The sequence below is a fragment of the Siccibacter colletis genome, assembly GCF_000696575.1.
Lineage (GTDB): Bacteria > Pseudomonadota > Gammaproteobacteria > Enterobacterales > Enterobacteriaceae > Siccibacter > Siccibacter colletis.
In genome coordinates, this window is record NZ_JMSQ01000008.1 from 141,231 (window position 1) to 164,927 (window position 23,697).

The window sequence follows — 23,697 nt, forward strand, 5'->3', positions numbered from 1 at the left end:
GGGCTTTTCTTTATAATCTACTCCGCCGTTCCCGCGTAAATGTCAAACCGGTGTCCTTTGGTGACCACCGCGTTCAGTGTTGCCACCTCCGCCAGCGGCGGCGCGTAGTCCGGGCGTTTTACCACTACGCGCTTCGTTGCTAACTGGCGTGCGGGTTCGAGCAAACCGTCGGCATCCTCATCCGGCCCTACCAGCGACTGAAACACCCGCATCTCTTTTTTCACCAGCGCGCTTTTCTGCTTGTGGGGAAACATGGGGTCCAGGTAAACCACCTGCGGGCGCGGGGTAATGTCGGTCAGCGCCGTCAGGCTGGAGGCGTGGATCAGCGTCAGCCGCTCGCGCAGCCACGGACCGATTTCCGTGTCCTCATACCCGCGCCGCAGCCCGTCATCCAGCAAGGCGGCGACCACCGGGTTACGCTCCAGCATCCGCACCCGGCAACCGACAGAAGCTAACACAAAGGCATCGCGCCCCAGACCTGCGGTCGCATCGACCACATCAGGCAGATAGCTGCCCTTAACCCCCACGGCCTTCGCCACCGCCTCGCCGCGTCCGCCGCCGAATTTGCGCCGGTGCGCCATTGCGCCATCGACAAAGTCCACATAGATGCCGCCAAGCTTTGGCTCGTCGCGCTTGCGCAGTTCAAGATGCGAGGGCGTTAACACCAGCGCCATCGGGTTGTCTGCGTCATGCTCCAGCGCCCAGCGGGCCGCAAGAACAGATAAGGCGCCGTCTCCGGCGCCTGATTCATCAATTAAACAGATGTTCACGCGAATGCTCAGCCCTTGATGCCGTAGTGATCCAGCATCGCATCCAGCTGCGGTTCACGGCCGCGGAAGCGTTTAAACAGCTCCATCGGCTCCTCGGAACCGCCGCGGGTCAGGATGTTATCGAGGAACGACTGGCCGGTTTCGCGGTTGAAGATGCCCTCTTCCTCAAAGCGGGAATACGCATCTGCTGCCAGCACGTCGGCCCACAGATAGCTGTAGTAACCCGCCGCGTAACCGCCCGCAAAGATGTGGCTGAAAGCGTGCGGGAAGCGGCCCCATGACGGACCCGGCATCACGGCAACCTGTTTCTTGATTTCCGCCAGGGTATCAAGAATTTTCGCGCCCTGTTCCGGGGTGAACTCAGCATGCAGGCGGAAATCAAACAGCCCGAACTCCAGCTGGCGCAGGATAAACATCGCCGCCTGGTAGTTTTTCGCCGCCAGCATTTTATCAAGCAGCGCCTGCGGCAGCGGTTCGCCCGTCTCGTAGTGGCCGGAGATAAACGCCAGCGCGTCCGGCTCCCAGCACCAGTTCTCCATAAACTGGCTCGGCAGCTCCACGGCATCCCACGGCACACCGCTGATCCCGGCAACGCCCGGGGTTTCGATGCGGGTCAGCATGTGGTGCAGCCCGTGACCGAACTCGTGGAACAGGGTGATCACTTCATCGTGGGTGAACAGCGCCGGTTTGCCCTGCACCGGACGGTTGAAGTTACAGGTAAGATAAGCCACCGGCTTCTGCAGTGAGCCGTCTGCCAGACGCATCTGCCCCACGCAGTCATCCATCCAGGCACCGCCGCGCTTGTGTTCGCGGGCGTACAGGTCGAGGTAGAAGCTACCGCGCAGCTCACCGCTCTCGTCGTAAAGCTCAAAGAAACGCACGTCCGGGTGCCAGACGTCGATATCCTTGCGCTCTTTAGCGGTGATGCCGTAGATACGCTTCACCACTTCAAACAGGCCGTTGACCGCTTTCTGCTCCGGGAGGTATGGGCGCAGCTGCTCATCGCTGATGCTGTAGAGGTGCTGCTTCTGTTTTTCGCTGTAGTACGCGATGTCCCACGGCTGCAGCTCATCCACACCGAAGGCCTGCTTCGCAAAGTCGCGCAGCTGGGCCAGCTCCTGCTCGCCCTGCGGACGGGCGCGTTTCGCCAGATCGGTTAAGAAATCGAGCACCTGCTGCGGATGCTCCGCCATTTTAGTGGCGAGAGACTTATGGGCATAGCTGTCAAAGCCCAGTAGCTGCGCCAGCTCGTGGCGCAGGGCGAGGATCTCTTCCATCACCGGGCTGTTGTCCCACTTACCGGCATTCGGCCCCTGATCGGATGCGCGGGTGCTGTAAGCGCGATACATCTCTTCACGCAGCGGCTGGTTTTCGCAGTAGGTCATCACCGGCAGATAGCTCGGGATGTCGAGGGTCAGCAGATAGCCTTCCTGCTGCTTGGCTTCCGCCTGGGCTTTGGCCGCCGCCAGCGCGCTCTCCGGCATACCGGCCAGCTCCGCCTCGTCAGCGATCAATTTCGACCAGCCCATGGTCGCATCCAGCACGTTGTTGCTGTAGGTGGAGCCCAGCTCGGACAGGCGCGCAGCGATTTCGCCGTAGCGCTTCTGTTTTTCCGGCGGCAGACCGATGCCCGACAGCTCGAAGTCGCGCAGCGCGTTATCCACTGCTTTTTTCTGTGCAGTATCGAGTTTGTTGTAGTTTTCACCGTCACGCAGGTCGCGGTAGGCCTGATACAGGCCTTCGTTCTGCCCGACCCAGGTGCTGTACTCAGACAGCAGCGGCAGCGTCTGCTCATAGGCTTCACGCAGCTCGGGGCTGTTCTGCACGGAATTCAGGTGGCTGACCGGTGAAAAGATGCGTCCCAGACGATCGTCTACTTCCGCCAGCGGCTGACACAGCGTTTCCCAGGAGTACGGCGCGCCGCTGGCGACCACGGCTTCTACCTGCGCGCGGCAGTCTTCCAGCGCCTTTGTAACGGCAGGCACCACGTGCTCGGGTTTAATGGCGGAAAACGGCGGCAGTTCAAACGGCGTGAGTAATGGATTGGTCATAAGCGCAGTCCTGTCGAATAGGGTGAATGTAGCGCGCGTTCCAGCGCTTTGCCTGTGCGTCTTAGCATGGGGTTAAGTGTAGTGAATTTCAATGGCAGGCGGTACGCAACCGTGCGTATTGCGCTGTCAGGAAAGTGGGTTCATTCTGTGCCGGTGTCCAACCTGCCGCGCAGCTTAACAAGATGGTCAATGTCCTTCTGGAATACGTATTTCCGGCGATGCTAATTATCTTCATCGTCATGGTGTTTTTCATTCTGCCTTACCGACAGCGCAATCTTTCACGCCAGCGTACCGCTCAGGTTGAAGCCCCGGGTCGCAAGAAAAAAATTTCCACGGCATCGACGATGCTGCGCATTTTTGGCAGCAGTCGCAGCTACGCTGCTGACTACTATTTTGATGACCTCAACTTTTATCAGATTCGGGAAACGGGCGAAACGACGGTGCCGCTCGCGGCGATTACCGCCGTGGTGCGGGAAAGCACCCAGATTAACAACCGTTCCGTCTGGTCGGTGAGCTGGTGCATCGACGGCGACACGCATCAGGCGCGCTTCCTGCACAACTTCACCTTTTTCAATCGCAACTTCAGCGAGTTTCTTGCCGCCGTGCGGCGTGCCAACCCGAATGCTCAGGTGCGTAAACTGACCCTCTTTAGCCTGTAGCGCGGCTTGCCGTCAGGCCGGCGCACGCCTGAGGCGGTAATCCATCGCGAACTGCGGTAAACTGTCGAATAACCTGTATCAACTTCGGAATTCTTCCCGCCATGCTTAGTTACCGCCACAGCTTCCACGCTGGCAACCACGCCGACGTGCTCAAACACACCGTCCAGAGCCTGATTATCGAGTCGTTAAAAGAGAAAGATAAACCCTTTCTCTACCTGGACACGCACGCGGGCGCGGGGCGTTATCAGCTGAGCAGCGAGCATGCCGAGCGCACCGGTGAATATCTGGAAGGCATCGCCCGCATCTGGCAGCGCGACGATCTGCCTGCCGAGCTGGAAGCCTATATTGGCGCGGTCACGCACTTCAACCGCAGCGGCCAGCTGCGCTACTACCCGGGCTCGCCGCTGATTGCGCGCCAGCTGCTGCGCGAGCAGGACAGCCTGCAACTGACCGAGCTGCACCCGAGCGATTTCCCGCTGCTGCGCGGTGAATTCCAGAAAGACAGTCGCGCCCGCGTTGAGCGTGCCGACGGCTACCAGCAGCTGAAAGCTAAACTGCCGCCGCCGTCGCGTCGCGGTCTGATCCTCATCGACCCGCCGTATGAAATCAAAAGCGATTACCAGGCGGTGGTGCAGGGTATCAGCGAAGGCTACAAACGCTTTGCCACTGGCACCTACGCGCTGTGGTATCCGGTGGTGCTGCGCGCGCAGATCAAGCGCCTGCTGAAAGATCTCGAAGCTACCGGTATTCGCCGCATTCTGCAGATTGAACTGGCGGTGCGTCCGGACAGCGATCAGCGCGGCATGACCGCCTCCGGCATGATCGTTATCAACCCACCGTGGAAGCTGGAGCAGCAGATGACAACGGTCCTGCCGTGGCTGCATAAAGCACTGGTCCCGTCGGGTACCGGGCATACCACGCTGAACTGGGTGGTACCGGAATAAGGGTGCTGATTGCAATCATAGACGCCAGCGTGCCGACATTCCGGCCCGCTGCGCTTACACTACGCTTACTGTTTCGACGCAAATCAAGGTAACGGCCATGACCAGACATTACGACTACATCGCCATTGGTGGCGGCAGCGGCGGCATCGCCTCCATCAACCGTGCGGCGATGTACGGACAAAAATGCGCGCTGATTGAAGCCAAAGAGCTTGGCGGCACCTGCGTGAACGTCGGGTGCGTCCCGAAGAAAGTGATGTGGCACGCCGCGCAGATCGCCGAGGCGATTCACCTCTACGGCCCGGACTACGGCTTCGATACCACCGTCAATAATTTTGACTGGAGCAAGCTGGTCGCCAGCCGCAGCGCCTACATCGATCGTATTCACGCCTCCTATGAAACGGGTCTGAGTAAAAACCGCGTCGATGTGATCCGCGGCTTCGCTCGTTTCGTGGATGCCCATACCGTGGAAGTCAACGGGGAAACCATCACCGCCGACCATATCCTGATCGCCACCGGCGGGCGTCCGAGCCATCCGGATATTCCGGGTGCCGAATACGGTATCGACTCCGACGGCTTCTTTGAGCTGCCAGCGCTGCCGAAGCGCGTCGCGGTCGTGGGTGCCGGCTATATCGCTGTCGAACTGGCGGGCGTGGTGAATGCGCTGGGTGCCGAGACGCACCTGTTTGTGCGTAAACACTCGCCGCTGCGCAGCTTCGATCCGATGCTTTCCGAGACCCTGAAAGAAGTGATGATGGCGGAAGGCCCGACGCTGCAAACCGAAGCGACGCCGAAATCGGTGGTGAAAAACAGCGACGGCAGCCTGACCCTGACGCTGGAAGACGATCGTACCTTTACCGTGGATTGCCTGGTGTGGGCCATTGGCCGCGAGCCAGCGACGGACACCTTTAACCTGGAAGTTACCGGGGTAAAAACGAACGAAAAAGGCTACATCGTCGTCGATAAGTTCCAGAATACTAACGTACCTGGCATCTATGCTGTGGGCGACAATACCGGCGCCGTTGAGCTGACGCCGGTGGCGGTTGCTGCGGGTCGCCGCCTCTCCGAGCGCCTGTTCAACAACAAGCCGGAAGAGCATCTGGACTACAACAACGTTCCGACCGTGGTCTTCAGCCACCCGCCGATCGGTACCGTTGGCCTGACTGAACCTCAGGCGCGCGAGCAGTACGGCGATGACAACGTGAAGATCTATCGCTCGTCATTCACCGCGATGTACACCGCCGTTACCTCCCATCGCCAGCCGTGCCGCATGAAGCTGGTGTGCGTGGGTAAAGAGGAAAAAATCGTTGGTATCCACGGCATCGGTGCCGGAATGGACGAGATGCTGCAGGGCTTCGCGGTGGCGCTGAAAATGGGTGCCACCAAGAAAGACTTCGACAACACCGTGGCGATACACCCTACCGCCGCAGAAGAGTTTGTCACCATGCGCTGATTATCAAGCCCCTCGCCGAGGGGCTTTTTTTTGCCTGTTACGTTCTGCTCACGCTCCCCAGAAAAGATCTTGCGCGCGTCCAACTCATGTAATATTTTAAATTACATGAAAGCAAATAACTCATTCTCCGTTACCCTGCATCTCCTTCTGCACCTTGAGAAGGCGGGCACGCTGCTGACCTCTGAACAGATGTCAGCCTTCACCGACAGCAATCCGGCGTTCATTCGCAAGATCCTTGCGGGCCTGCGGGAAAACAACATTGTGTGTTCAATCAAAGGTCATCACGGCGGCTGGAAGCTGTGCCGCCCGATAAACAGCATCACGCTGTATGAAATTTACGCTGCGCTGGGTTCGCCCTCGCTGTTTGCCATCGGCAATCGCAACGACAATCCCGCCTGTCTTATCGAAAAAGGGGTGAACCGGGCGATGGACGGCACGCTGCTGGCCGCGGAAACGCTGATCCTCGACAGGTTCAAAGCCCTGACCCTGCAGGATATCAGCGATGAATTCATTGGTTATTTTGACAGAGAAGGAAAAGCCCCATGGTAACCGCACTTGCTTCAGCCCTGCCGGAGTGCATCCTTATTGCGCTGGCTTCCGGCAGTATCTCCATGACCATTACCCAGACCGAACTTTTTGCCCCGCTGCGCGCCTGGACCGCGAAGAAGAACGCGATGCTGGGTCATCTGTTTCACTGCTTCTACTGCATGAGTCACTGGGTCGTGTTTGCCGGCATGCTGGTCTACCATCCGCTGCTGCTGCAAAGCGGCGTGGTGGTGATTGACTGGATCATGACGGCGTTTGTCACCCTGACGCTGGCGACCTTCATCAACGGCGTGATGTTTAAGGTGTTCCAGGCCGCGATAAAAACCCACGTGATGAAGCACGACGCCCAGATCCATCTGCAACCGCACGAGTAATCGTTACGGGCGGGGCCAGCGCCCCGCTATTCAATCACCCGGTAGATCGCTTTTTGAATGCCGGCCCACTTCTTCTCGATATCGCCGCCAGCCAACTCGCGTTGCTGAGCCAGCTCCATCTCATGTTTCTGCCGCTTTACCACCGCGGGCGTGGTACAAAAGGCGCGCAGATACTGTTTGCGCAGTGCGTTCAGCGGTTCGCCCTGGGCCATCGCGTGGCCAATCGTGCTGATCATGCGCCGACACGGCTTCAGCTCATTCATCTGCGGACGATAGTTGAGCAGCATGGTGAGCGTCTGATTGTTGTCATTCGCCAGCACCTGCTCGGTCCAGGAGACTTTCCACTCCATGCCACCCTGTAAGAACAGACGCGCGACCTTGCTGTCGTCGCGCTCGATGGCTGAACGCAGGCTGTTTTCATCCCAGCGAATGCCCATGCTGGCCAGCACGTCACGGGCGTTGGTGGTAGTGGTGTGCTGAGAGCTGGCCTCCGCACTGAGGATATTTTTCGTCGTGGCGGGTGCTGGCGGAGTGGTCGCTTCCCCGGCGATCATCAGCGCGCCGATGGCGATGGTGATGACGACAATGCCTACCGCGCCCCACAGCGCGCCATAGATCAGCTGGCGACGCTCCTCCTGGCTACGCGCGTTGATTTTTTCTGGACGGTCGATACCGCTGCGCACGTCAAAAATGTCGCCGCCAACCATGTCATTTTTCTGGCGGGCATAGTCGAGAAATTCGGTGAGGGCGCTGTCATCCACCGCCAGCAGCGCAGCGGGATTAACGCTGGTGCGCCCCTCGTTGTAAGCGCGCTGTACCGGGGAGGCGATCTCATCGAAATAGCTGTCGAGCAGCGTGGTCTGGGTCAGAGTGAGCGGCTGCTCGCTGAGTAACGCGTTGCGATACTGACGCACGTCGTCGAGAAACGCCTGCAGGGTTTTACGCGGTTCGATAAGAAATCCCAGCGAGGCCGCGCTCTGGAAAATACCGGCGTAGTGACGGGCGTACTCTTTTTTATCCACCAGCAGCAGCGCCAGTTCGCTGAACAACATGCCGCTCAGCACGTCGCCCTTCTCCGACATTTTGACCCAGCGCCGCACCTTATCCGCGCCAAACAGCGTTTTCAGGTGGTGGAGCAGCTGGGACTGATCCGGCCATGCGCGGTTGATAAGGCCACGCATCATCAATTCCAGAGCGCGGATCTGCTTTTTCGCGTCCTGTTGCGGCGCATCGGCGTGGCTATCCAGCGCGGTGCTGTAGTGCAGCAGCGGCTGCTTTTCCTTGAGCTGCTCCAGCGTAGAGACAAAGCGCAGCGCGGCGATCATCTGATTGGTGCTGACGTCCTGCCCGCTCTCATAGCCCGGCACCTGCTGCTGCAGGTGGCGCAATTGAATGGTGAACTGCGACATTTCCGCATCGTTGAGGTTGAGACGGCGCGCCACCGCGGCCCAGTTGCCGAGGTTCAGGCGTGCCACTTCCAGCTGCTCCAGAAACCAGCGCGGATCTTTGCCTTCCGCAGCGTGAATATTAAGCAGCATCAAAATCTCAACCGCTGCCTGGCGAATAATGCCGAGGCAGATCTCGAAATTCACACGAACCAACGGCTGTGCAGAACGCGTCATGATTATCCTGTCGATAAAAAACCCGGGCCGGTGGCCCGCGCGGGATTGCCCCGCTGCTGTTGTTACTGATTTTTTTGCCGCTAATGACGGCGCATAAAACATAGCTGAACCAATAATAAAGAACAGTGACACAATCAAAAGAGCCGATAAATCAGTGCTTTTACGCACAAGCCGCGTGCTTTTGGCATTACACACCAGGCAATTTCGCTTTGGTCGCGCGTTTCTCGCAATTCCCCAGCGATGCTAATCAATCTGCCTGATAAAGTGCTGGCGCAGCGGTGGATTTCAGGCTACATCTGGCAGAAAAATTCAGGAGCACACCATGCAACTACCCGACTCCGACCGCCTGACCTATCAGCAAATCACCGCCGACGACTGGCCGTTCTTTTTGCAACTCCAGCAGAACCCGGCAGTAATGCAGTTTATTGCCGATCCGCTGCCGGAAACCTTTATCCGCGAGGCGTTCACCACCCGTCTGCCGCCCTGGCAACCGGGTGCGGCGCACTGGTTGTGCCTGCTGATGCGCGATAAAGAGAGCGGCTCGCCGGTGGGGGTCACCGGTTATATTCACCGCGACAGCGATCTGGCGGAAGTGGGGTTTCTGCTCGACCCAGCCTGGCAGGGGCTGGGGTACGGCTATGAATCCCTGCGCGCGGTGTGCCGCTACGCCTTTCGCGAAGGCGGGATACGCAAGCTCAGCGCCACCGTCACGGCAGGCAATGAGGCTTCACGTAATCTTTTGATAAAAATCGGTTTTCGGCAGGAAGGTACGCTGCGGGAGAGCTGGTGGCTGCATGAAAAATGGCATGATGACTGGCTGTTTGGTCTGCTAAGACACGAGTTTCGCTGACATTTTTAGCGCCGGACTGTTCTCAAAACCGGTCGCTGTTCCGTGCTTTGTGCCAGGCTTAAAGCTACGCCAATGCATAAGGAGTCTTTATGAAAAAAGCGATTCTTGCCTCGCTACTGGCGCTGTGCGTGTCCTCTCCCGCGCTGGCTGAAGATAAACCCGGCCTGCAGGAAGACAAAGCGCCGCCGCCGCCCCACAAGCTGGATGACGGTTATCGCGGCATCGAAGATGCCCGTACCATGAACGTTGAGCATGCGAAAACCATGCATGACGGCGCCACGGTCACCCTGCACGGTAACATCACTAAAAAACTGGGCAACGATGTGTATCGCTTCCAGGACCGGACCGGCGAAATCGACGTGATGATCCCGGAAGCTGTCTTCCAGGGCAAACAGTTCAGCCCGGACGATTTGGTGCGCTTCAGCGGTTCGCTGGATAAAAAACACCAGCCGCCTCAGGTACGCGTCACCCACTTCCAGAAACAGTAATGAAACGGGATACAAGGTCGCCCTTGTATCCCCTGTTTTCAGATAAACATCCCGCCTGACACTTCCACACGCTGCGCATTCATCCACGCCAGCTCATCGCTTAACAGCGCGGCCATCGCGTTGCCGATGTCATCCGGCAGACCCACACGGCCCAGCGCCGTCTGGGAGGCAATATGCTGATTCACCTGATGATTATCGCGTACCATCCCGCCGCCAAAGTCGGTTTCAATAGCGCCTGGCGCAATGATGTTGACCGAAATCCCGCGCGCGCCCAGCTCTTTCGCCTGATAACGCGTCAGCACTTCCATCGCCCCTTTCATCGCGGCGTAGGCGCTGTATCCCGGCAGGGCAAAACGTGCCAGCCCGGAGGAGACGTTGAGAATACGTCCACCATCTTTCATCAACGGCAGCAGCTGCTGGGTCAGGAAGAACGGGCCTTTAACATGAATGTTTACCAGCTCGTCAAACTGCTGCTCGCTGGTCTGTTCAAACGGCGTATTGATACCAATCCCGGCGTTGTTCAGTAAATAATCAAAGCTGTCGCGCTGCCACACCTCTTTCAGCGTCTCCTTCACACGCTGTACGAAATCACTGAATCCTGCACTTTCGGCGACGTTCAGTTTTAAAGCTGCCGCCTTAACGCCTTTTAGCTCCAGTTCGCGAACAACGTCCCTGGCTTCCTGCTCGCGGCTGTTCCAGGTAATGATGACCCCGGTTCCACGTTCCGCCAGCTTCAGCGCTGCGTTTTTCCCTAAACCGCGACTTCCACCCGTTACGATTGCGATACGTTGTGACATAGAAACCTCGTTTTTGGTGTTGTGATGATTGCTGATGAGCTTATTAGCTGATACAAAATCAATAAAGGCAGCCTGATGAGCATCACTGTTTCATTTATGACAACAATCCGGTGAAACGATGGATAAAATTCACGCAATGCAGCTTTTCGTGCGGGTCGCCGAACTGGAGAGTTTTTCCCGTGCGGCAGACACCCTCGGCCTTCCTAAAGGTAGCGTATCGCGCCAGATCCAGGCGCTGGAAACGCACCTCGGCACGCGCCTGCTCCACCGCACCACCCGACGGGTGCAGCTCACCCAGGACGGCATGGTTTATTACGAACGCGCCCGGGATCTGCTCGCTAATCTCGACGAGCTGGACGGACTGTTTCTTCACGATCCCGCCAGCATCAGCGGGCGGCTGCGCGTGGATACCTCGGTGGCTGTCGCAAAGAATGTGCTCATTCCCCGCCTGCCGGCCTTTTTGCAGCAGTATCCCGGTATTGAACTGGAACTCAGCAGCAGCGACCGGATGGTGGACGTGGTGCGCGAAGGCTTTGACTGCGTGGTGCGCGTCGGCACACTGCGGGATTCCGGGCTGGTGGCGCGCCCGCTCGGTAAGCTGACCGTCATCAACTGCGCCAGCCCCGGCTATCTGGAGCGCTTCGGCTACCCGCAGACGCCGGACGATCTGGCCTCGCACGCGCTGGTGCACTATGCGCTCAACCTCGGCGTGCGCCCGCAGGGCTTTGAGATCTTCAGCAATAACGAGACGCGCTGGGTGAAAACCGGCGGTGTGCTGACGGTTAACAGCACTGAAACCTATCATGCCGCCTGTCTGGCCGGGCTCGGCATTATTCAGGTGCCGCGCACCGGGGTGCGTGAGGCGCTGCGTAGCGGAACCATGGTGGAGATCCTGCCGCAGTATCGCGCCGAACCGATGCCGGTTTCGCTGATCTACCCGCACCGGCGCAACCTGTCGCGCCGCGTCCATCTGTTCATGGAGTGGCTGACCGACGCGATGAAGGATTACGTCGACTCGTAGCGGTCTATACTTTACAAAACGCACCAAAAAAGAAGGAACAGGGACCGGATGACCCCCGAAAACGAAAAACGCCCGACGCAGGATCTCGATTACAAACCCGTCGCTCAACTTGATACCCGCACCTCCGAAGAAGAGCGGGCCAGTGAACCGAACCGTCCGCCCCAGGGCGTGATTGAAACCGCTACCGATACCGTAAAGAAAATCGAGCGCTGGCCGGTCGTGGCACACTTCCTGCGCGCCACCGAGCGTTTTAACGATCGGCTGGGTAACCAGTTCGGTGCGGCTATCACCTATTTCTCGTTTTTATCGATGATTCCCATCCTGATGGTGTCGTTCGCGGCGGCGGGTTTTATCCTCGCCTCACACCCGACGCTGCTGCAGGACATCTTCAATAAAATCCTCAGCAACGTCAGCGACCCGACGCTGGCCAACACCCTGAAAAGCACCATCAGCACCGCCATCCAGCAGCGCACCACGGTAGGGATTGTCGGTCTGCTGGTGGCGCTCTACTCGGGCGTGAACTGGATGGGCAACCTGCGCGAAGCGATCCGCGCCCAGTCGCGTGAGGTGTTCGAGCGCACCGATCAGGACAAAGAGAAGTTCTGGATGAAATACCTGCGCGATTTTATCTCGCTGATTGGTCTGCTGGTGGCGCTGATCATTACCCTGACCATCACCTCCGTGTCGGGCGCCGCCCAACATCTGATTATCTCGGCGCTGTGGCTGGATAATATCGAATGGCTGAAACCGCTGTGGCGCGTGCTGGGCCTGGCTATCTCCATCTGTGCCAACTATCTGCTGTTCTTCTGGATCTTCTGGCGTCTGCCGCGCCATCGCCCGCGTAAAAAAGCGCTGATGCGCGGTACGCTGCTGGCCGCGATTGGCTTTGAGGTGATTAAAATCATCATGACCTACACCCTGCCATCGCTGGTGTCTTCCCCGTCCGGAGCGGCATTCGGTTCGGTACTGGGCCTGATGGCATTCTTCTACTTCTTCGCCCGCCTGACGCTGTTCTGCGCCGCCTGGATCGCCACCGCGCAGTATAAGGACGACCCGCAAATGCCGGGTAAAGCACACCGTTAATCCGCTGGCGGGCCGCAAAACTGGTCGCTTTTTCGGTCCGCCAGACCACTTCCAGCAGATAAATCCAGCCCGTAACTTTTATTTAACCAAAACCTGGTGTTATCCACTGAAATATAAAATCTGTGAAGCATTTCATAGATGCTATTTTGCAGGCACGAAAATTATCCACTTTCAGGGTGTTTTTTGACCAGCTGCGGGATTTGTTACACATTGAAATGTCGCTTTTGCTATGCCTAATATGGCTTTTCGATCGTCAAAATATAAGAAAAGTCTATGCAAGCAACCGCCACCACCACACTCGACAACGAACACGACAGCACGCCGGCTAATTCACGCAGCAAGGTGTTGATCGCTTCGCTAATGGGCACCGCCATCGAGTTTTTCGATTTCTATATCTATGCCACCGCGGCGGTAATCGTCTTCCCACATATCTTCTTCCCACAGGGCGATCCGACCGCAGCTACCCTGCAGTCGCTGGCAACCTTCGCTATCGCCTTTGTGGCGCGTCCGATTGGTTCGGCGGTCTTTGGTCACTTCGGGGATCGCGTTGGACGCAAGGTGACGCTGGTCGCCTCGCTGCTGACGATGGGGATTTCCACGGTGCTGATCGGCCTGCTGCCGGGCTATGAAACGATCGGTATTTTCGCGCCCATGCTGCTGGCGCTGGCCCGTTTTGGTCAGGGTCTGGGTCTTGGCGGGGAATGGGGCGGCGCGGCGCTGTTAGCCACCGAAAACGCGCCGCGCGGCAAACGTGCGCTGTACGGCTCCTTCCCGCAGCTCGGCGCACCGATTGGTTTCTTCTTCGCCAACGGCACCTTCCTGCTGCTCTCGTGGCTGCTGACCGACGAGCAGTTCATGAGCTGGGGCTGGCGCGTACCCTTTATCTTCTCCGCAGTACTGGTGCTGATCGGCCTTTATGTCCGCGTATCGCTGCATGAAACCCCGGTATTCGCGAAGATTGCGAAGGCGAAGAAGCAGGTCAAAGTACCGATGGGAACGCTGTTGACGAAGCACGTGCGCGTTACCGTGCTTGGCACCTTTATCATGCTGGCGACCTATACCCTGTTCTACATCATGACCGTCTACAGCATGACCTACAGCACCGCGGCTGCACCGGTCGGCCTGGGCCTGCCGCGTAACGACGTGCTGTGGATGCTGATGATGGCGGTGATTGGTTTTGGCGTGATGGTGCCCATCGCTGGCGTGCTGGCGGATCGCTTTGGCCGCCGCAAGAGCATGATCACCATTACCTCACTCATCATCATCTTTGCGCTGTTTGTCTTTCCGCCGCTGCTGGGTTCCGGCAACGAAGGGCTGATCATGGCGTATCTGCTGATTGGTCTGAGCCTGATGGGACTGACGTTTGGCCCGATGGGCGCGCTGCTGCCGGAGCTGTTCCCGACCGAAGTACGCTATACTGGTGCGTCGTTCTCCTATAACGTCTCGTCCATTCTCGGCGCGTCAGTGGCACCGTACATCGCCACCTGGCTGCAGTCGCACTACGGGCTGTTCTACGTGGGGATCTACCTCGCGGCTATGGCGGCCCTGACGCTGATCGCCCTGCTGCTGACTCACGAAACCAGCGATAAAGCGCTCTGATCGCTACCCGGCGGGTGCGCTACGCTTACCCGCCCTACAAAAAAGGCGACTGCATCATGCAGCCGCCTTTTTTTATGACTTTAGCGTTTCACTATCAGCGCTTCATCTGCGACAGAATGGTCTGGCACTGGTTCTCCTGGCCTTCCGACGGCGAGATGAGCGCCAGCAGTGCGGCGGCGGGAGTAACCAGCGCACCGAGGGCAGCGGCTACAGCACCGCGGGCGATCAGCGGCCCGGCTTTCACGCCGTACTGCGGGTCGTTAAACGAGCCGCGCACGTAGAGCGGGGAGCGCAGCGTCACGATACGCACGCCCTTACTTTCCGGGTCGATGGTTAAATCAAGCTGCTCGGAGGCGAAGCTGGCGGTGCCGGTGATGTTGATCAGCGCATTTTCGGTATCAAACGCGAAAATCTGCGGGCGCGCCACGCCGTTTTGCAGATTGAGGTTCGCCGCCGCGCAGTTCACCCGCACCTCATCATCGCCAAAGATCTGCCCGACCACGAAGTTACCCACGTTCAACCCGAGAATTTCCATCAGGTTGCGGCTGATCAGCCCGTCGTTCATCAGCAGCTTAATATTGCCGTTGCCGTTGCCCAGCAGCGCCGCGACCGAGTTACCGGTGCCGCGGATCTCCGCATCGCCGTTCATCTCACCGAGGGTTTTCTGCATCAGCTCCACATCCGGCATCAGCTGCTTAAGCTTTAGCTTACGGGCCTGAATATTGGCGCTGCCCTGCATCGGCTTTTTATCGCCTTCAAGGTGAATGGTGGACGAGATAATGCCGCCTGCCATGCCGAACTTCAGCGGCTCCAGGCGCAGGTCGCCATTCTTCAGGATGATATGGGTGGTGAGATCGCTGAGCGGCAGGCTGGCGCTGTGCTCAATGCGCTGGCCTTTGAAGCGCACATCGGCGTCCATCACGTCCCACTTGTCGGTTTCAAAGCGATCATACGGCAGCACTTTGCCCGCAGGCTGGTTGCTCTTCTCGCCCTTTTTCGCTTCGGCGTTTTTGCTTCGCTCCGCGTCTTTACCGGAGTCCACGCCAATCAGCGGGCCAAGATCGGCGAGGCGCAGCTGGCGCGATACCAGATCGCCTTCCAGTTTCGGACGCGGTTTACCCTGGCTGTAGGTCAGCGAACCGTGAATGTCGCTGTCGCCGATTTTGCCGTTGAAGTTGCGGTAGTCGAACACCGAGCCTTTATCGCTGTCGATTTTCGCCACCAGCCGGCCGTTGGTTTCGAACGGCGGGGTATCTGGCAGCAGTACGCCGGTCAGTTCATACAGCTCGCCCAGCGAATCGCCGGAGAACAACAGGCGTAAATCCACGCCGCCCATGTTCATCGGATCATTCACCGTGCCGCTGAAGGCGACGCGGGTATTGCCGGAGCGGAAATCCGCCTGTACCGGGAACGGCGTGCTTTCATTTTTCAACGCCAGCATCCCGCCGATTTTGCCGGTGCCGGTGAGCGGCTGGCCGTTATAGCGCCCCTGCGCTTTCAGGCCAAACACGTAATCACCCACCTTGCTGTCGGCTTTTTCATTGCCGGTAACTTCATTGAACGGCAGCGGTTTGCCGAGCGGATCGACAAAAATTTCCAGCTGGGCGCGGCTCACGTCGTCATTGACGGCAATACGGCCCTGGTCAAAGAGAATGTTGTCGAGCTGGAAGGACCAGGAGGACGGTTGCTGATTCGGATCTTTTTCCTCGCTTTCCGCCAGGTCGAAGGTCCAGTTGTTGTGCTTCTCATCGAGGCGGATCAGCCTGGCGTCGGGCTTAACGAATTTAATCCACGGCAGATAAACCGTTTTTGTCAGCAGCGCCAGCGGGGCGATGGTCGCTTCCACGCGCGGCAGATGCACCATGGTCACTTCGGGGATGTCTGGCGGGTTGCCGAGAATGATGTCTTCTGCGTGAATGTGCGGCCACGGCACCCAGCTGCGCCAGCCGGTTTCCTCTTTCTGACGCGCCCAGACTACGCCGAGGTCGCCGCGAATGGCGAATGGCCGGTTTAATTCAGCGGAGACTTTCTGGTTGATGGTCGGTTTGAGCCGGTTCCAGTCAAATGTCGCAATCACCACAACTATGATGACGACCAGCAACAATAAAATCCCGGTTACGGTGCCTGCTATCTTGCCTGTTCTTGTCATGCCTTTACGTCCTGATTTAACTACCTTCAGTAAAGATAGTTGAGGGAAAGGCAAACGGCATTCAGAGAAGGTTGATCAGCACATTTTCCAGGTTATCAAACGGAACCGGGCGCGACAGGAAATAGCCCTGCGCAGCGTGTGCGGGAGAGACCTGCACATCGCGCCACTCTTCTACGGTTTCGACGCCTTCGACAATGACGCCCTGGCAGTAGCGGTTCATCAGCTGCAGTAGCAGGATAAACAGATTGCGCCCTTCCGGGGTCTTACGCAGCATCATAAACAGTTCGCGCGCGACTTTAATGTAGTCGTAGCGCACTTCGCTCAGCGCGGAGAAGTTCGCCATGCCGGTGCCGAAGTCATCCAGCCAGATTGGGCCAAACTCACTGATCGAGGCAAAGGTAGAATCCTGCGGCAGGCTGATGTGCTCCACCAGCTCAAAGCGTACCCACGGCAGGTTTTCAATCAGCTTGCTCACCTTTGGCTGGCCGCGCATCGCCAGCAGCGTCGGACCGTCAACGTTTACCGAGGCCAGAATGCCGTGGCGCAGGAAAAAGTGGCTGCGCAACGTGAGCATCCGCAGCTGCTCCTCCACCACCAGCACGCGGTGGCGCACCGGTACCGATGAGAAATAGCGGTCTGGCGCTATGCGCTGCGACGGGTTATCCGGATGGGTAACGATAGTCAGCAGCTCAACGGCCATCAGGCGGCCATCGGTTTTATAGATGGGCTGGTAAGCATAATTGCGGACACACTGAAGCCAGAAGCGTAGCTCCTCGAGGCTTTCAATATTTGCCCCGGGCATAGTCAGCCGCTGCGTTACGGGGATTAAATTCATGCTAAGCGCCCTGCGTGTCCTGTGAACAACCTGGAATGGTCATAAGGTTATCGGCGCACGCCCTGATAACTTTATGTCCCCGACATCCCCTATTTCCGCCCTGAAGACGCGGTTACTGTGCTGGATCACGCTTTAACGCAATAACTTTTCGAAACGCTGTTTTAGAAACTCTGGCTCACATATAGTAGTCTGATTCCTCGCTCAATATTTTAGTCAGGTTCCCCACTATGTCTGAAAAGAAGATTGCCGTGATCGGCGAATGCATGATCGAACTGTCGCAGAAAGGCACCGAGCTTAGCCGTGGCTTTGGCGGCGACACGCTTAACACTTCCGTTTATATCGCTCGTCAGGTGGATGCCGCGGCGCTGGCAGTGCAGTACGTGACGGCGCTGGGCGAGGACAGCTTCAGCCAGCAGATGCTGGATGCCTGGCATGCCGAGAACGTGCAGACCGATCTGACACAGCGTCTGGAGAACCGTCTGCCAGGGCTGTACTACATCGAAACTGACAGCAGCGGCGAGCGCACCTTCTGGTACTGGCGTAACGAAGCCGCAGCCCGTTTCTGGCTGGAAAGCGAACAGTCTGAAGCTATCTGTGCGGAGCTGGCGCACTACGACTATCTCTACCTGAGCGGCATCAGCCTCGCGATCCTCAATCCGCAGAGCCGCACGCGTCTGATTGCACTGCTGAAAGCCTGCCGCGCCAACGGCGGCAAGGTCATTTTTGACAACAACTATCGTCCGCGCCTGTGGGCCAGCAAAGAAGAGACGCAGCAGGTGTATCAGCAGGTGCTGACCTGTACCGATATCGCCTTCCTGACGCTGGATGACGAAGACGCGCTGTGGGGCGAAAAGCCAGTAGACGACGTGATTGCCCGCACCCATGCCGCTGGCGTGGCGGAAGTGGTGATCAAACGCGGGGCGGAGTCGTGCATCGTGTCGGTCGCGGGTGAAGAGAAGCTGGAGGTGCCGGCGGTGAAACTGCCGAAGGAGAAGGTAATCGACACCACCGCAGCGGGCGATTCCTTCAGCGCCGGTTATCTGGCGGTGCGCCTGACCGGCGGCAGCGCTGAAGATGCCGCAAAGCGCGGGCATCTGACCGCCAGCACCGTGATCCAGTATCGCGGGGCGATCATTCCGCGTGAGGCAATGCCGCAGTAACGGCAGGCTCCAGCGTATCCAGAGGTGGATGCGCTTACCCACTCTACGCGCTCAGTAAAAAGCCCCTCATCGAGGGGCTTTTTTTAGTTCTGTGCGGGCGGGGTCTCCGTCGCCTCTTCCGGGTGCTCCTCCGGATGCTCTTCCACGCTGGCTGGCTGCGGCGGCTCGGGCGTCATAATCCCGTCCCAGGTCGCCTGCAAATCCTTCATGTTGTACTCCGGCTCGCCCACCGGCTGCAGCAGCACCAGCGCTTTTTCCTGGGAGAGCTGCTGGCGCAGATCCTGGTTCAGCATCTCCAGCGTTAAACCGCTGAGGAATTTTTTACGCAGCTTCTGATACTGCTCCGGCGCAATATCTACCACCTGATTTTGCAGGGAACGCAGACGCTGGCCGATCAGCACATCGGTGTCGGTACGGGCGTAGGTGGCAAACAGCTTCTGCAGCTCCACGTTTTTCTGCGCGATCAGCGCATCAAACTCTTCCTGCTGCAGGCCGTTGGTACGCACGTTGACCAGCTCACGGGCGATAAGCGCCAGGTTGTTGTTCAGCTTGTCGGTCGGCGAATCCATGTTGATGCCGCACTGGGCGCGCTGGAACAGCACGCGACAGTCAAACCCGAGCTGCAAATCTTTGACGTTGTTCTTGCCGAGGTTCTGCTGCACGTGCCAGTAGAGCGCCTCGCGCGCCAGATCGGCACGCCAGTAGCGTTCCAGCGCTGCGGATTCGCGGATCGGCTGCCACGGGGTATCCCACATAATCGACAATCGGTCCTGACGCACTGCGTCCGTCAGAATAGCCACCGCATCGTGCGGCAGTGGTGAGAGCGTCGGCATCGGTGCCGGGCTTTCACGTTTTCCCTTCAGGCTGCCGAAGGTTTTATTGATTTGCTCCGACACGCTGCGGCTGTCAACGTTACCCACCACGATGAGCGTCATGGCATCCGGGGTGTACCACTTCTGGTAAAACGCGCTCAGCTGCTCAACGTCCACCGGCTGCTTCAGCTCCTCGGCCGGGTCGTGCCCTAACAGCGGCGAGCCCTTCAGGCGGTAGCGCCACCAGGCGTCTTTGGTATCGACAGGCCAGGTCGCCACGCTTTCCGGCGCGGCCAGCGCCTGGTTTACGCTCTCAGGGGTGATATTCAGATTGCCGGTGCTGCTCGCCAGCCATGACAGCGACTCTTTTAACAGATCGGTGCGGTTGTTCGGCAGGCTGAGATTAAAGTGGGTGTAGTTGTACGACACAATGGCAGGCGGTAACGGACGTTTCGGATCGACGCTCTGCTGCCACAGCGAGCGCGCCTGCACCTCAGAGAGGCTACCGGGCTGGGTCATTGCCAGGCGAGGGATAAAGTGGCTGAAGCCGCTTTGCTGCGTGCTTTCAAGCAGGGAACCAGTGTTCACAACCAGACGGATCTCAATCCGATCGCCGGGGCGCTGCGGCGTTGCCAGCACCTGCCATTTCAGGCCATTATCCAGCGCGCCTTCCTGCCATGCCGGATCGGGCTGGAGCGCTTCCGCCTGCACATGACCGACTGCCGCCATCATCAGCAAACTGCCTGCTAAAAGTCGAATGGTTGTGCCCTGCATGTGAACCCCTGAAAACATTCCTGGTTAAATAATTCAAACAGCCGACCGACCGCACTGCCGGCTCGTCTGTATCAGCGTTTCAACATCGATTAGACCGCGCATTACTTAAAACGTCGCGCCGGACAGAGAAAAAACTGCGGGGAACGTCGCGTAACGCACGTTATATATCGACGGTTGAAGCGAAAAATAAAGCCAATTATGCGCAGGAGCCCGCAGCCAGGGCAAGCGGCTGCAGGCAATATGATGAAATCAGGAGGAAATTTCGCGGGCTTCTGTGCGCTCAGTACGATTATTAAGGGTATCCTGGAGCTGCGTTTCATCCAGCTCTTTCACCCATTTCGATACCACTACCGTCGCCACGCCATTCCCCACCAGGTTAGTGAGCGCACGCGCTTCGGACATAAAGCGGTCGATACCGAGGATCAGCGCCAGCCCGGCCACCGGCAGGTGACCCACCGCCGAGATGGTCGCCGCCAGCACGATAAAGCCACTGCCGGTCACCCCCGCCGCCCCTTTGGAAGAGAGCAGTAACACCACCAGCAGCGTGATCTGATGGAAGATATCCATGTGGCTGTTGGTCGCCTGAGCGATAAACACCGCCGCCATTGTCAGATAGATGGAAGTACCGTCGAGATTGAACGAGTAGCCGGTCGGGATCACCAGCCCCACCACCGACTTACGGCAGCCCAGTTTTTCCATCTTCACCAGCATACGCGGCAGTACCGACTCCGACGAGGAAGTACCCAGCACGATCAGCAGCTCTTCTTTGATATAGCGGATGAACTTAAAGATGCTGAAGCCGGTGGCGCGCGCGATGCTGCCCAGCACCAGCACGATAAACAGGATGCAGGTGAGGTAGAAGCAGAGGATCAGCTGGCCGAGCTGTACCAGCGAGCCGACGCCATATTTACCGATGGTAAACGCCATTGCCCCGAATGCGCCGATGGGCGCGAGGCGCATGATCATATTGATGATGCCAAAAATGACCTGCGAGAAACTCTCAATCACGTTGAAAATCAGCTGGCCTTTATGGCCGAGGCGATGCAGCGCGAAGCCAAACAGCACCGCGAACAGCAGCACCTGCAGTATATTCCCGCTGGCAAACGCACCAATCACGCTCGCCGGAATAACATCCAGCAGGAAGGCGACAATACCCTGCTGCTTCGCCTGCTCGGCATACACCGCCACCGCACCGGCATCCAGCGTCGCAGGATCGACATTCATGCCCGCGCCCGGCTGAACGATATTGACGATCACCAGACCGAGGATCAGCGCCAGCGTAGAGACGATTTCAAAATAGAGCAGCGCGACGGCACCGGTGCGCCCGACCGCTTTCATGCTCTCCATGCCGGCAATGCCGGTCACCACGGTACAGAAAATCACCGGGGCGATAATCATTTTAATCAGCTTAACGAAACCGTCACCGAGCGGTTTCATCGCAGCGCCCAGTTCCGGGTAGTAGTGGCCTAGGAGAATACCAATAGCGATGGCGGTCAGGACCTGGAAATAGAGACTTTTAAAAATCGACAATTTCATAGGGGGTGTCCTTGAGAGGGAATTCCACAGGCGCGGATTATGGTTGTTCGCCTGGGCGCTAAAAGTACCACCCGAAAAAGGCAGCAGAAATAAGAGTGATGCTCGTTTGAAACGAAAATGTTAAAAGCTTGAGCTGACTCGCGCCAGCTCGGCTGGAGTTACCCCGGCGTTTATGCCTGGTGCGAAGCGGGTAGAAAATCGGCTTCAAACTGCGCCGGAGGAAGCGCGCGGGCGAACAGGTAGCCCTGCGCCACCTCCACGCCTTCATCAATCAGCCACTGGCGCTGCGCTGCATTTTCCACCCCTTCGGCAATCACACTCAATTGCAGACTGTGCGCCAGGTTGATGATGGCCCGCACCATGCAGCTGTCGTCCGGCAGATCGTTGATGAAGTTTTTATCGATTTTAATCACGTCCAGCGGCAGCGATTTCATGCGGTGCAGCTGGCGCAGGCTGGCATAGCCCATGCCGAAATCGTCCAGCGCCACTTTCACGCCGGCATGGCGCAGCGGACGCAGAATCGCGACCGCCGCGTCAGGATCGTCAATCCGGCGGCTCTCTGTCACTTCCAGAATCAGGGTGCCCGGCTCGATATGGTAGCGATGCAGCAGCTCCATCACCGAGGCCACCATATCGTCGTGCAGCAGTTGCAGGGCGGAAATATTGACTGACAGCGGCATCATGATGCCGCGGCGTTGCCAGGCGGCCAGCAGACGGCAGGACTCTTCGAGGATCCAGCTGCCGATATGCACCATCAGCCCGGAGGATTCGATGCGTTCAATCAGATCGTCCGGCAGCACCCACTCGCCGTCCGGCTGGCGCTGACGCAGCAGCACTTCAGCGCTTACCACCTCACCGGTTTTCAGCGCCACCTGAGGCTGAAGCCAGATGGCGAAGGCCTGATTGTCGAGGGCGTTCAACAGATCGCTCTCTTCGGTAAGACGCTGCTGCGCCTCGGTCAGCTGCTGTTCATCGAAGAACTGGATCTGGTTTTTACCGGCGCGGCGCGCGCTGAGCGCCGCCGATACCGCCCGGCGATAGAGTTGCTCGGCACTGGTGTCGCCGTAGTACATCGCGATACCGATACTGGCGGTAGGGCGCAGCGCGCTGTTTTCCAGCGCCACCGGCTCGTTGAGCGCCGTCATCAGTTTCTGGCTCAGGGACATCGCCTGCCACGGCTCGCGCACGCCGTGGGCGAGGATCGCAAAGTCGTAGTGGCTGACCTGGGCCAGCATCATGCGCGGCATCAGCTGCGCTTTCATTTTTTCTGCCAGCTGGCGCAGCAGCAGCTCCCGCTGCTCATCATTCAGCGCGCCGGCGGCGTCCTGCAACGTTTCGCAGGCCACCACAATCACGGCGGTGGTCTGGCTGCCGATGACCGACTGCTCCAGCATCGCCATCAGCAGCGCTTTGTTGGGAAGTGACGTCACCGGAAAACGCATGGTCCGGGTGTTCATCTCGTCATACTGGCGCATCGCCATCTGCTGATTGCGGTTGTAGCTGCGCACCAGCATGCCGATTTCATCATCATGATGCAGGCGCGGCAGCGCCAGCTGGTGCCCGGCGGCATCCTGGGCGTCAAGATGATTAAGCTCGCGGGCAATACGCCGGAGCGGGTGGACGATCAGGCGGTTGATGCACCAGGTAATGGCGACCGTCAGAATTAGCGCCAGCAGAAAATAGGTCGTCACCAGCGTCGAGAGCGTGCTGAGGATAAATTTATACATGCGCCAGGAGTCGGCCTGCAGCACCAGATAAGCCAGCGGCTGCGGGTTGCCGGGCCGCTCGGTGGAATAGAGCGGGAGCGATATCTGCACCGGAAGCTCAAACAGCCGCGCCACCATCACCGGCACCGGGCGCTCGGGCAGGAAGCGCACGCGCAGCGCCTGGAACTGATTGGGTAACACCACATCGGCGCGGGCAACAATGCCCGTGGGCTGAATGGCATTCAGGATAGCTTCCGCTTCGGGAATATTGGCTTTCAGGATGGCGGTAGAGAGCGGCTGGCGCACCGAGCGGGCGATGCTTTCCATTTGCGTGGCCGTGTTATAGCGGCTCTGTTGCACGAAGTGAAAGAGCTGGATCACGAGAAAAATAAAAATAAACACCACGGCAACGGCTGCCACCATCGCCATCTGTTTGATCGTTAATGAACGACTGACTCGCAAGTTTACTCT

General features: G+C 58.3%; 20 protein-coding genes. 11 read left to right on the forward strand and 9 right to left on the reverse strand.

Annotated features, from left to right (window positions below; translation table 11 throughout):
- Positions 1-17 precede the first annotated feature (17 nt).
- Positions 18-770, reverse strand: a complete 753-nt coding sequence (gene rsmJ / locus ET34_RS0110780) for a 16S rRNA (guanine(1516)-N(2))-methyltransferase RsmJ (RefSeq protein WP_031521938.1) — start codon at positions 768-770, stop codon at positions 18-20.
- Between the two features lie 8 nt (positions 771-778).
- Positions 779-2,821: an oligopeptidase A gene (gene prlC, locus ET34_RS0110785; protein WP_031521939.1), complete on the reverse strand. Its 2,043-nt coding sequence runs from the start codon at positions 2,819-2,821 to the stop codon at positions 779-781.
- 182 nt (positions 2,822-3,003) lie between these two features.
- Here prlC and ET34_RS0110790 point away from each other — a divergent pair, with 182 nt between their 5' ends.
- The 5 genes from ET34_RS0110790 (at position 3,004) to ET34_RS0110810 (ending at position 6,794) form a co-directional block, all read left to right on the forward strand.
- Positions 3,004-3,480 (forward strand): hypothetical protein, encoded by a 477-nt coding sequence (locus ET34_RS0110790; RefSeq protein WP_152548383.1) that lies wholly within the window; start codon positions 3,004-3,006, stop codon positions 3,478-3,480.
- 101 nt (positions 3,481-3,581) lie between these two features.
- Positions 3,582-4,424, forward strand: a complete 843-nt coding sequence (locus ET34_RS0110795) for a 23S rRNA (adenine(2030)-N(6))-methyltransferase RlmJ (RefSeq protein WP_031521943.1) — start codon at positions 3,582-3,584, stop codon at positions 4,422-4,424.
- 97 nt (positions 4,425-4,521) lie between these two features.
- The gene (gene gorA / locus ET34_RS0110800; protein ID WP_031521945.1) at positions 4,522-5,874 is read left to right on the forward strand and encodes a glutathione-disulfide reductase; all 1,353 of its coding nucleotides are present in this window, start codon (positions 4,522-4,524) and stop codon (positions 5,872-5,874) included.
- 105 nt (positions 5,875-5,979) lie between these two features.
- Positions 5,980-6,423: an RrF2 family transcriptional regulator gene (locus ET34_RS0110805; protein WP_031521947.1), complete on the forward strand. Its 444-nt coding sequence runs from the start codon at positions 5,980-5,982 to the stop codon at positions 6,421-6,423.
- Positions 6,417-6,794: a hypothetical protein gene (locus ET34_RS0110810; RefSeq protein WP_031521948.1), complete on the forward strand. Its 378-nt coding sequence runs from the start codon at positions 6,417-6,419 to the stop codon at positions 6,792-6,794. The genes ET34_RS0110805 and ET34_RS0110810 overlap by 7 nt, the downstream gene beginning before the upstream one ends.
- Before the next feature lie 26 nt (positions 6,795-6,820).
- Here ET34_RS0110810 and ET34_RS0110815 read toward each other — a convergent pair whose 3' ends face one another.
- Positions 6,821-8,416, reverse strand: coding sequence for an STY4199 family HEPN domain-containing protein (locus ET34_RS0110815; protein ID WP_031521950.1), 1,596 nt, complete (start codon positions 8,414-8,416; stop codon positions 6,821-6,823).
- Positions 8,417-8,738: 322 nt separating this feature from the next.
- On the opposite strand from ET34_RS0110815, the gene ET34_RS0110820 reads away from it, so the two are divergent.
- Positions 8,739-9,266, forward strand: coding sequence for a GNAT family N-acetyltransferase (locus tag ET34_RS0110820; RefSeq protein ID WP_031521952.1), 528 nt, complete (start codon positions 8,739-8,741; stop codon positions 9,264-9,266).
- A gap of 89 nt (positions 9,267-9,355) precedes the next feature.
- Positions 9,356-9,754: a YdeI family stress tolerance OB fold protein gene (locus ET34_RS0110825; protein ID WP_031521954.1), complete on the forward strand. Its 399-nt coding sequence runs from the start codon at positions 9,356-9,358 to the stop codon at positions 9,752-9,754.
- A 38-nt stretch (positions 9,755-9,792) separates the two neighbouring features.
- On the opposite strand, the gene ET34_RS0110830 is transcribed toward ET34_RS0110825, so the two are convergent.
- Entirely contained in the window at positions 9,793-10,551 is a 759-nt protein-coding gene (locus tag ET34_RS0110830; protein WP_031521955.1) for an SDR family NAD(P)-dependent oxidoreductase, read from the reverse strand.
- Positions 10,552-10,669: 118 nt separating this feature from the next.
- On the opposite strand from ET34_RS0110830, the gene ET34_RS0110835 reads away from it, so the two are divergent.
- The 3 genes from ET34_RS0110835 to ET34_RS0110845 all read left to right on the forward strand — a co-directional run bounded on the left by ET34_RS0110835 (position 10,670) and on the right by ET34_RS0110845 (position 14,254).
- The gene (locus ET34_RS0110835; protein WP_031521957.1) at positions 10,670-11,572 is read left to right on the forward strand and encodes a LysR family transcriptional regulator; all 903 of its coding nucleotides are present in this window, start codon (positions 10,670-10,672) and stop codon (positions 11,570-11,572) included.
- 48 nt (positions 11,573-11,620) lie between these two features.
- Positions 11,621-12,655 (forward strand): inner membrane protein YhjD, encoded by a 1,035-nt coding sequence (yhjD, locus tag ET34_RS0110840; protein WP_031521958.1) that lies wholly within the window; start codon positions 11,621-11,623, stop codon positions 12,653-12,655.
- A gap of 273 nt (positions 12,656-12,928) precedes the next feature.
- A complete protein-coding gene (locus ET34_RS0110845) occupies positions 12,929-14,254 on the forward strand; it encodes an MFS transporter (RefSeq protein ID WP_031521959.1) in 1,326 nt (441 codons plus the stop codon).
- 94 nt (positions 14,255-14,348) lie between these two features.
- Here the strand turns inward: ET34_RS0110845 and ET34_RS0110850 are convergent, their stop codons facing one another.
- Together ET34_RS0110850 and pdeH are read right to left on the reverse strand one after the other, a co-directional pair.
- Positions 14,349-16,403 (reverse strand): AsmA family protein, encoded by a 2,055-nt coding sequence (locus tag ET34_RS0110850; protein ID WP_031521961.1) that lies wholly within the window; start codon positions 16,401-16,403, stop codon positions 14,349-14,351.
- A gap of 61 nt (positions 16,404-16,464) precedes the next feature.
- Complete coding sequence (pdeH, locus tag ET34_RS0110855) at positions 16,465-17,238, reverse strand: cyclic-guanylate-specific phosphodiesterase (RefSeq protein WP_031521963.1); 774 nt, start codon at positions 17,236-17,238, stop codon at positions 16,465-16,467.
- 227 nt (positions 17,239-17,465) lie between these two features.
- On the opposite strand from pdeH, the gene kdgK reads away from it, so the two are divergent.
- Entirely contained in the window at positions 17,466-18,398 is a 933-nt protein-coding gene (kdgK, locus tag ET34_RS0110860; RefSeq protein ID WP_031521965.1) for a 2-dehydro-3-deoxygluconokinase, read from the forward strand.
- A gap of 83 nt (positions 18,399-18,481) precedes the next feature.
- Here kdgK and ET34_RS0110865 read toward each other — a convergent pair whose 3' ends face one another.
- The 3 genes from ET34_RS0110865 to hmsP all read right to left on the reverse strand — a co-directional run bounded on the left by ET34_RS0110865 (position 18,482) and on the right by hmsP (position 23,688).
- A complete protein-coding gene (locus ET34_RS0110865; RefSeq protein ID WP_031521967.1) occupies positions 18,482-19,984 on the reverse strand; it encodes a M16 family metallopeptidase in 1,503 nt (500 codons plus the stop codon).
- 249 nt (positions 19,985-20,233) lie between these two features.
- Positions 20,234-21,520 (reverse strand): dicarboxylate/amino acid:cation symporter, encoded by a 1,287-nt coding sequence (locus ET34_RS0110870; RefSeq protein WP_031521969.1) that lies wholly within the window; start codon positions 21,518-21,520, stop codon positions 20,234-20,236.
- A gap of 170 nt (positions 21,521-21,690) precedes the next feature.
- Positions 21,691-23,688 carry a biofilm formation regulator HmsP gene (gene hmsP, locus ET34_RS0110875; protein WP_035891212.1) on the reverse strand — a complete coding sequence of 666 codons (1,998 nt, stop codon included), beginning with the start codon at positions 23,686-23,688 and terminating at the stop codon, positions 21,691-21,693.
- Between the last annotated feature and the right edge of the window lie 9 nt (positions 23,689-23,697).

Coding starts and splice junctions, on each gene's coding strand:
- prlC (WP_031521939.1), bottom strand. CDS start 2,821: ATGACCAATCCATTACTCACGCCGTTTGAACTGCCGCCGTTTTCCGCC.
- ET34_RS0110790 (WP_152548383.1), top strand. CDS start 3,004: ATGGTCAATGTCCTTCTGGAATACGTATTTCCGGCGATGCTAATTATC.
- ET34_RS0110795 (WP_031521943.1), top strand. CDS start 3,582: ATGCTTAGTTACCGCCACAGCTTCCACGCTGGCAACCACGCCGACGTG.
- gorA (WP_031521945.1), top strand. CDS start 4,522: ATGACCAGACATTACGACTACATCGCCATTGGTGGCGGCAGCGGCGGC.
- ET34_RS0110805 (WP_031521947.1), top strand. CDS start 5,980: ATGAAAGCAAATAACTCATTCTCCGTTACCCTGCATCTCCTTCTGCAC.
- ET34_RS0110810 (WP_031521948.1), top strand. CDS start 6,417: ATGGTAACCGCACTTGCTTCAGCCCTGCCGGAGTGCATCCTTATTGCG.
- ET34_RS0110815 (WP_031521950.1), bottom strand. CDS start 8,416: ATGACGCGTTCTGCACAGCCGTTGGTTCGTGTGAATTTCGAGATCTGC.
- ET34_RS0110820 (WP_031521952.1), top strand. CDS start 8,739: ATGCAACTACCCGACTCCGACCGCCTGACCTATCAGCAAATCACCGCC.
- ET34_RS0110825 (WP_031521954.1), top strand. CDS start 9,356: ATGAAAAAAGCGATTCTTGCCTCGCTACTGGCGCTGTGCGTGTCCTCT.
- ET34_RS0110830 (WP_031521955.1), bottom strand. CDS start 10,551: ATGTCACAACGTATCGCAATCGTAACGGGTGGAAGTCGCGGTTTAGGG.
- ET34_RS0110835 (WP_031521957.1), top strand. CDS start 10,670: ATGGATAAAATTCACGCAATGCAGCTTTTCGTGCGGGTCGCCGAACTG.
- yhjD (WP_031521958.1), top strand. CDS start 11,621: ATGACCCCCGAAAACGAAAAACGCCCGACGCAGGATCTCGATTACAAA.
- ET34_RS0110845 (WP_031521959.1), top strand. CDS start 12,929: ATGCAAGCAACCGCCACCACCACACTCGACAACGAACACGACAGCACG.
- ET34_RS0110850 (WP_031521961.1), bottom strand. CDS start 16,403: ATGACAAGAACAGGCAAGATAGCAGGCACCGTAACCGGGATTTTATTG.
- pdeH (WP_031521963.1), bottom strand. CDS start 17,238: ATGAATTTAATCCCCGTAACGCAGCGGCTGACTATGCCCGGGGCAAAT.
- kdgK (WP_031521965.1), top strand. CDS start 17,466: ATGTCTGAAAAGAAGATTGCCGTGATCGGCGAATGCATGATCGAACTG.
- ET34_RS0110865 (WP_031521967.1), bottom strand. CDS start 19,984: ATGCAGGGCACAACCATTCGACTTTTAGCAGGCAGTTTGCTGATGATG.
- ET34_RS0110870 (WP_031521969.1), bottom strand. CDS start 21,520: ATGAAATTGTCGATTTTTAAAAGTCTCTATTTCCAGGTCCTGACCGCC.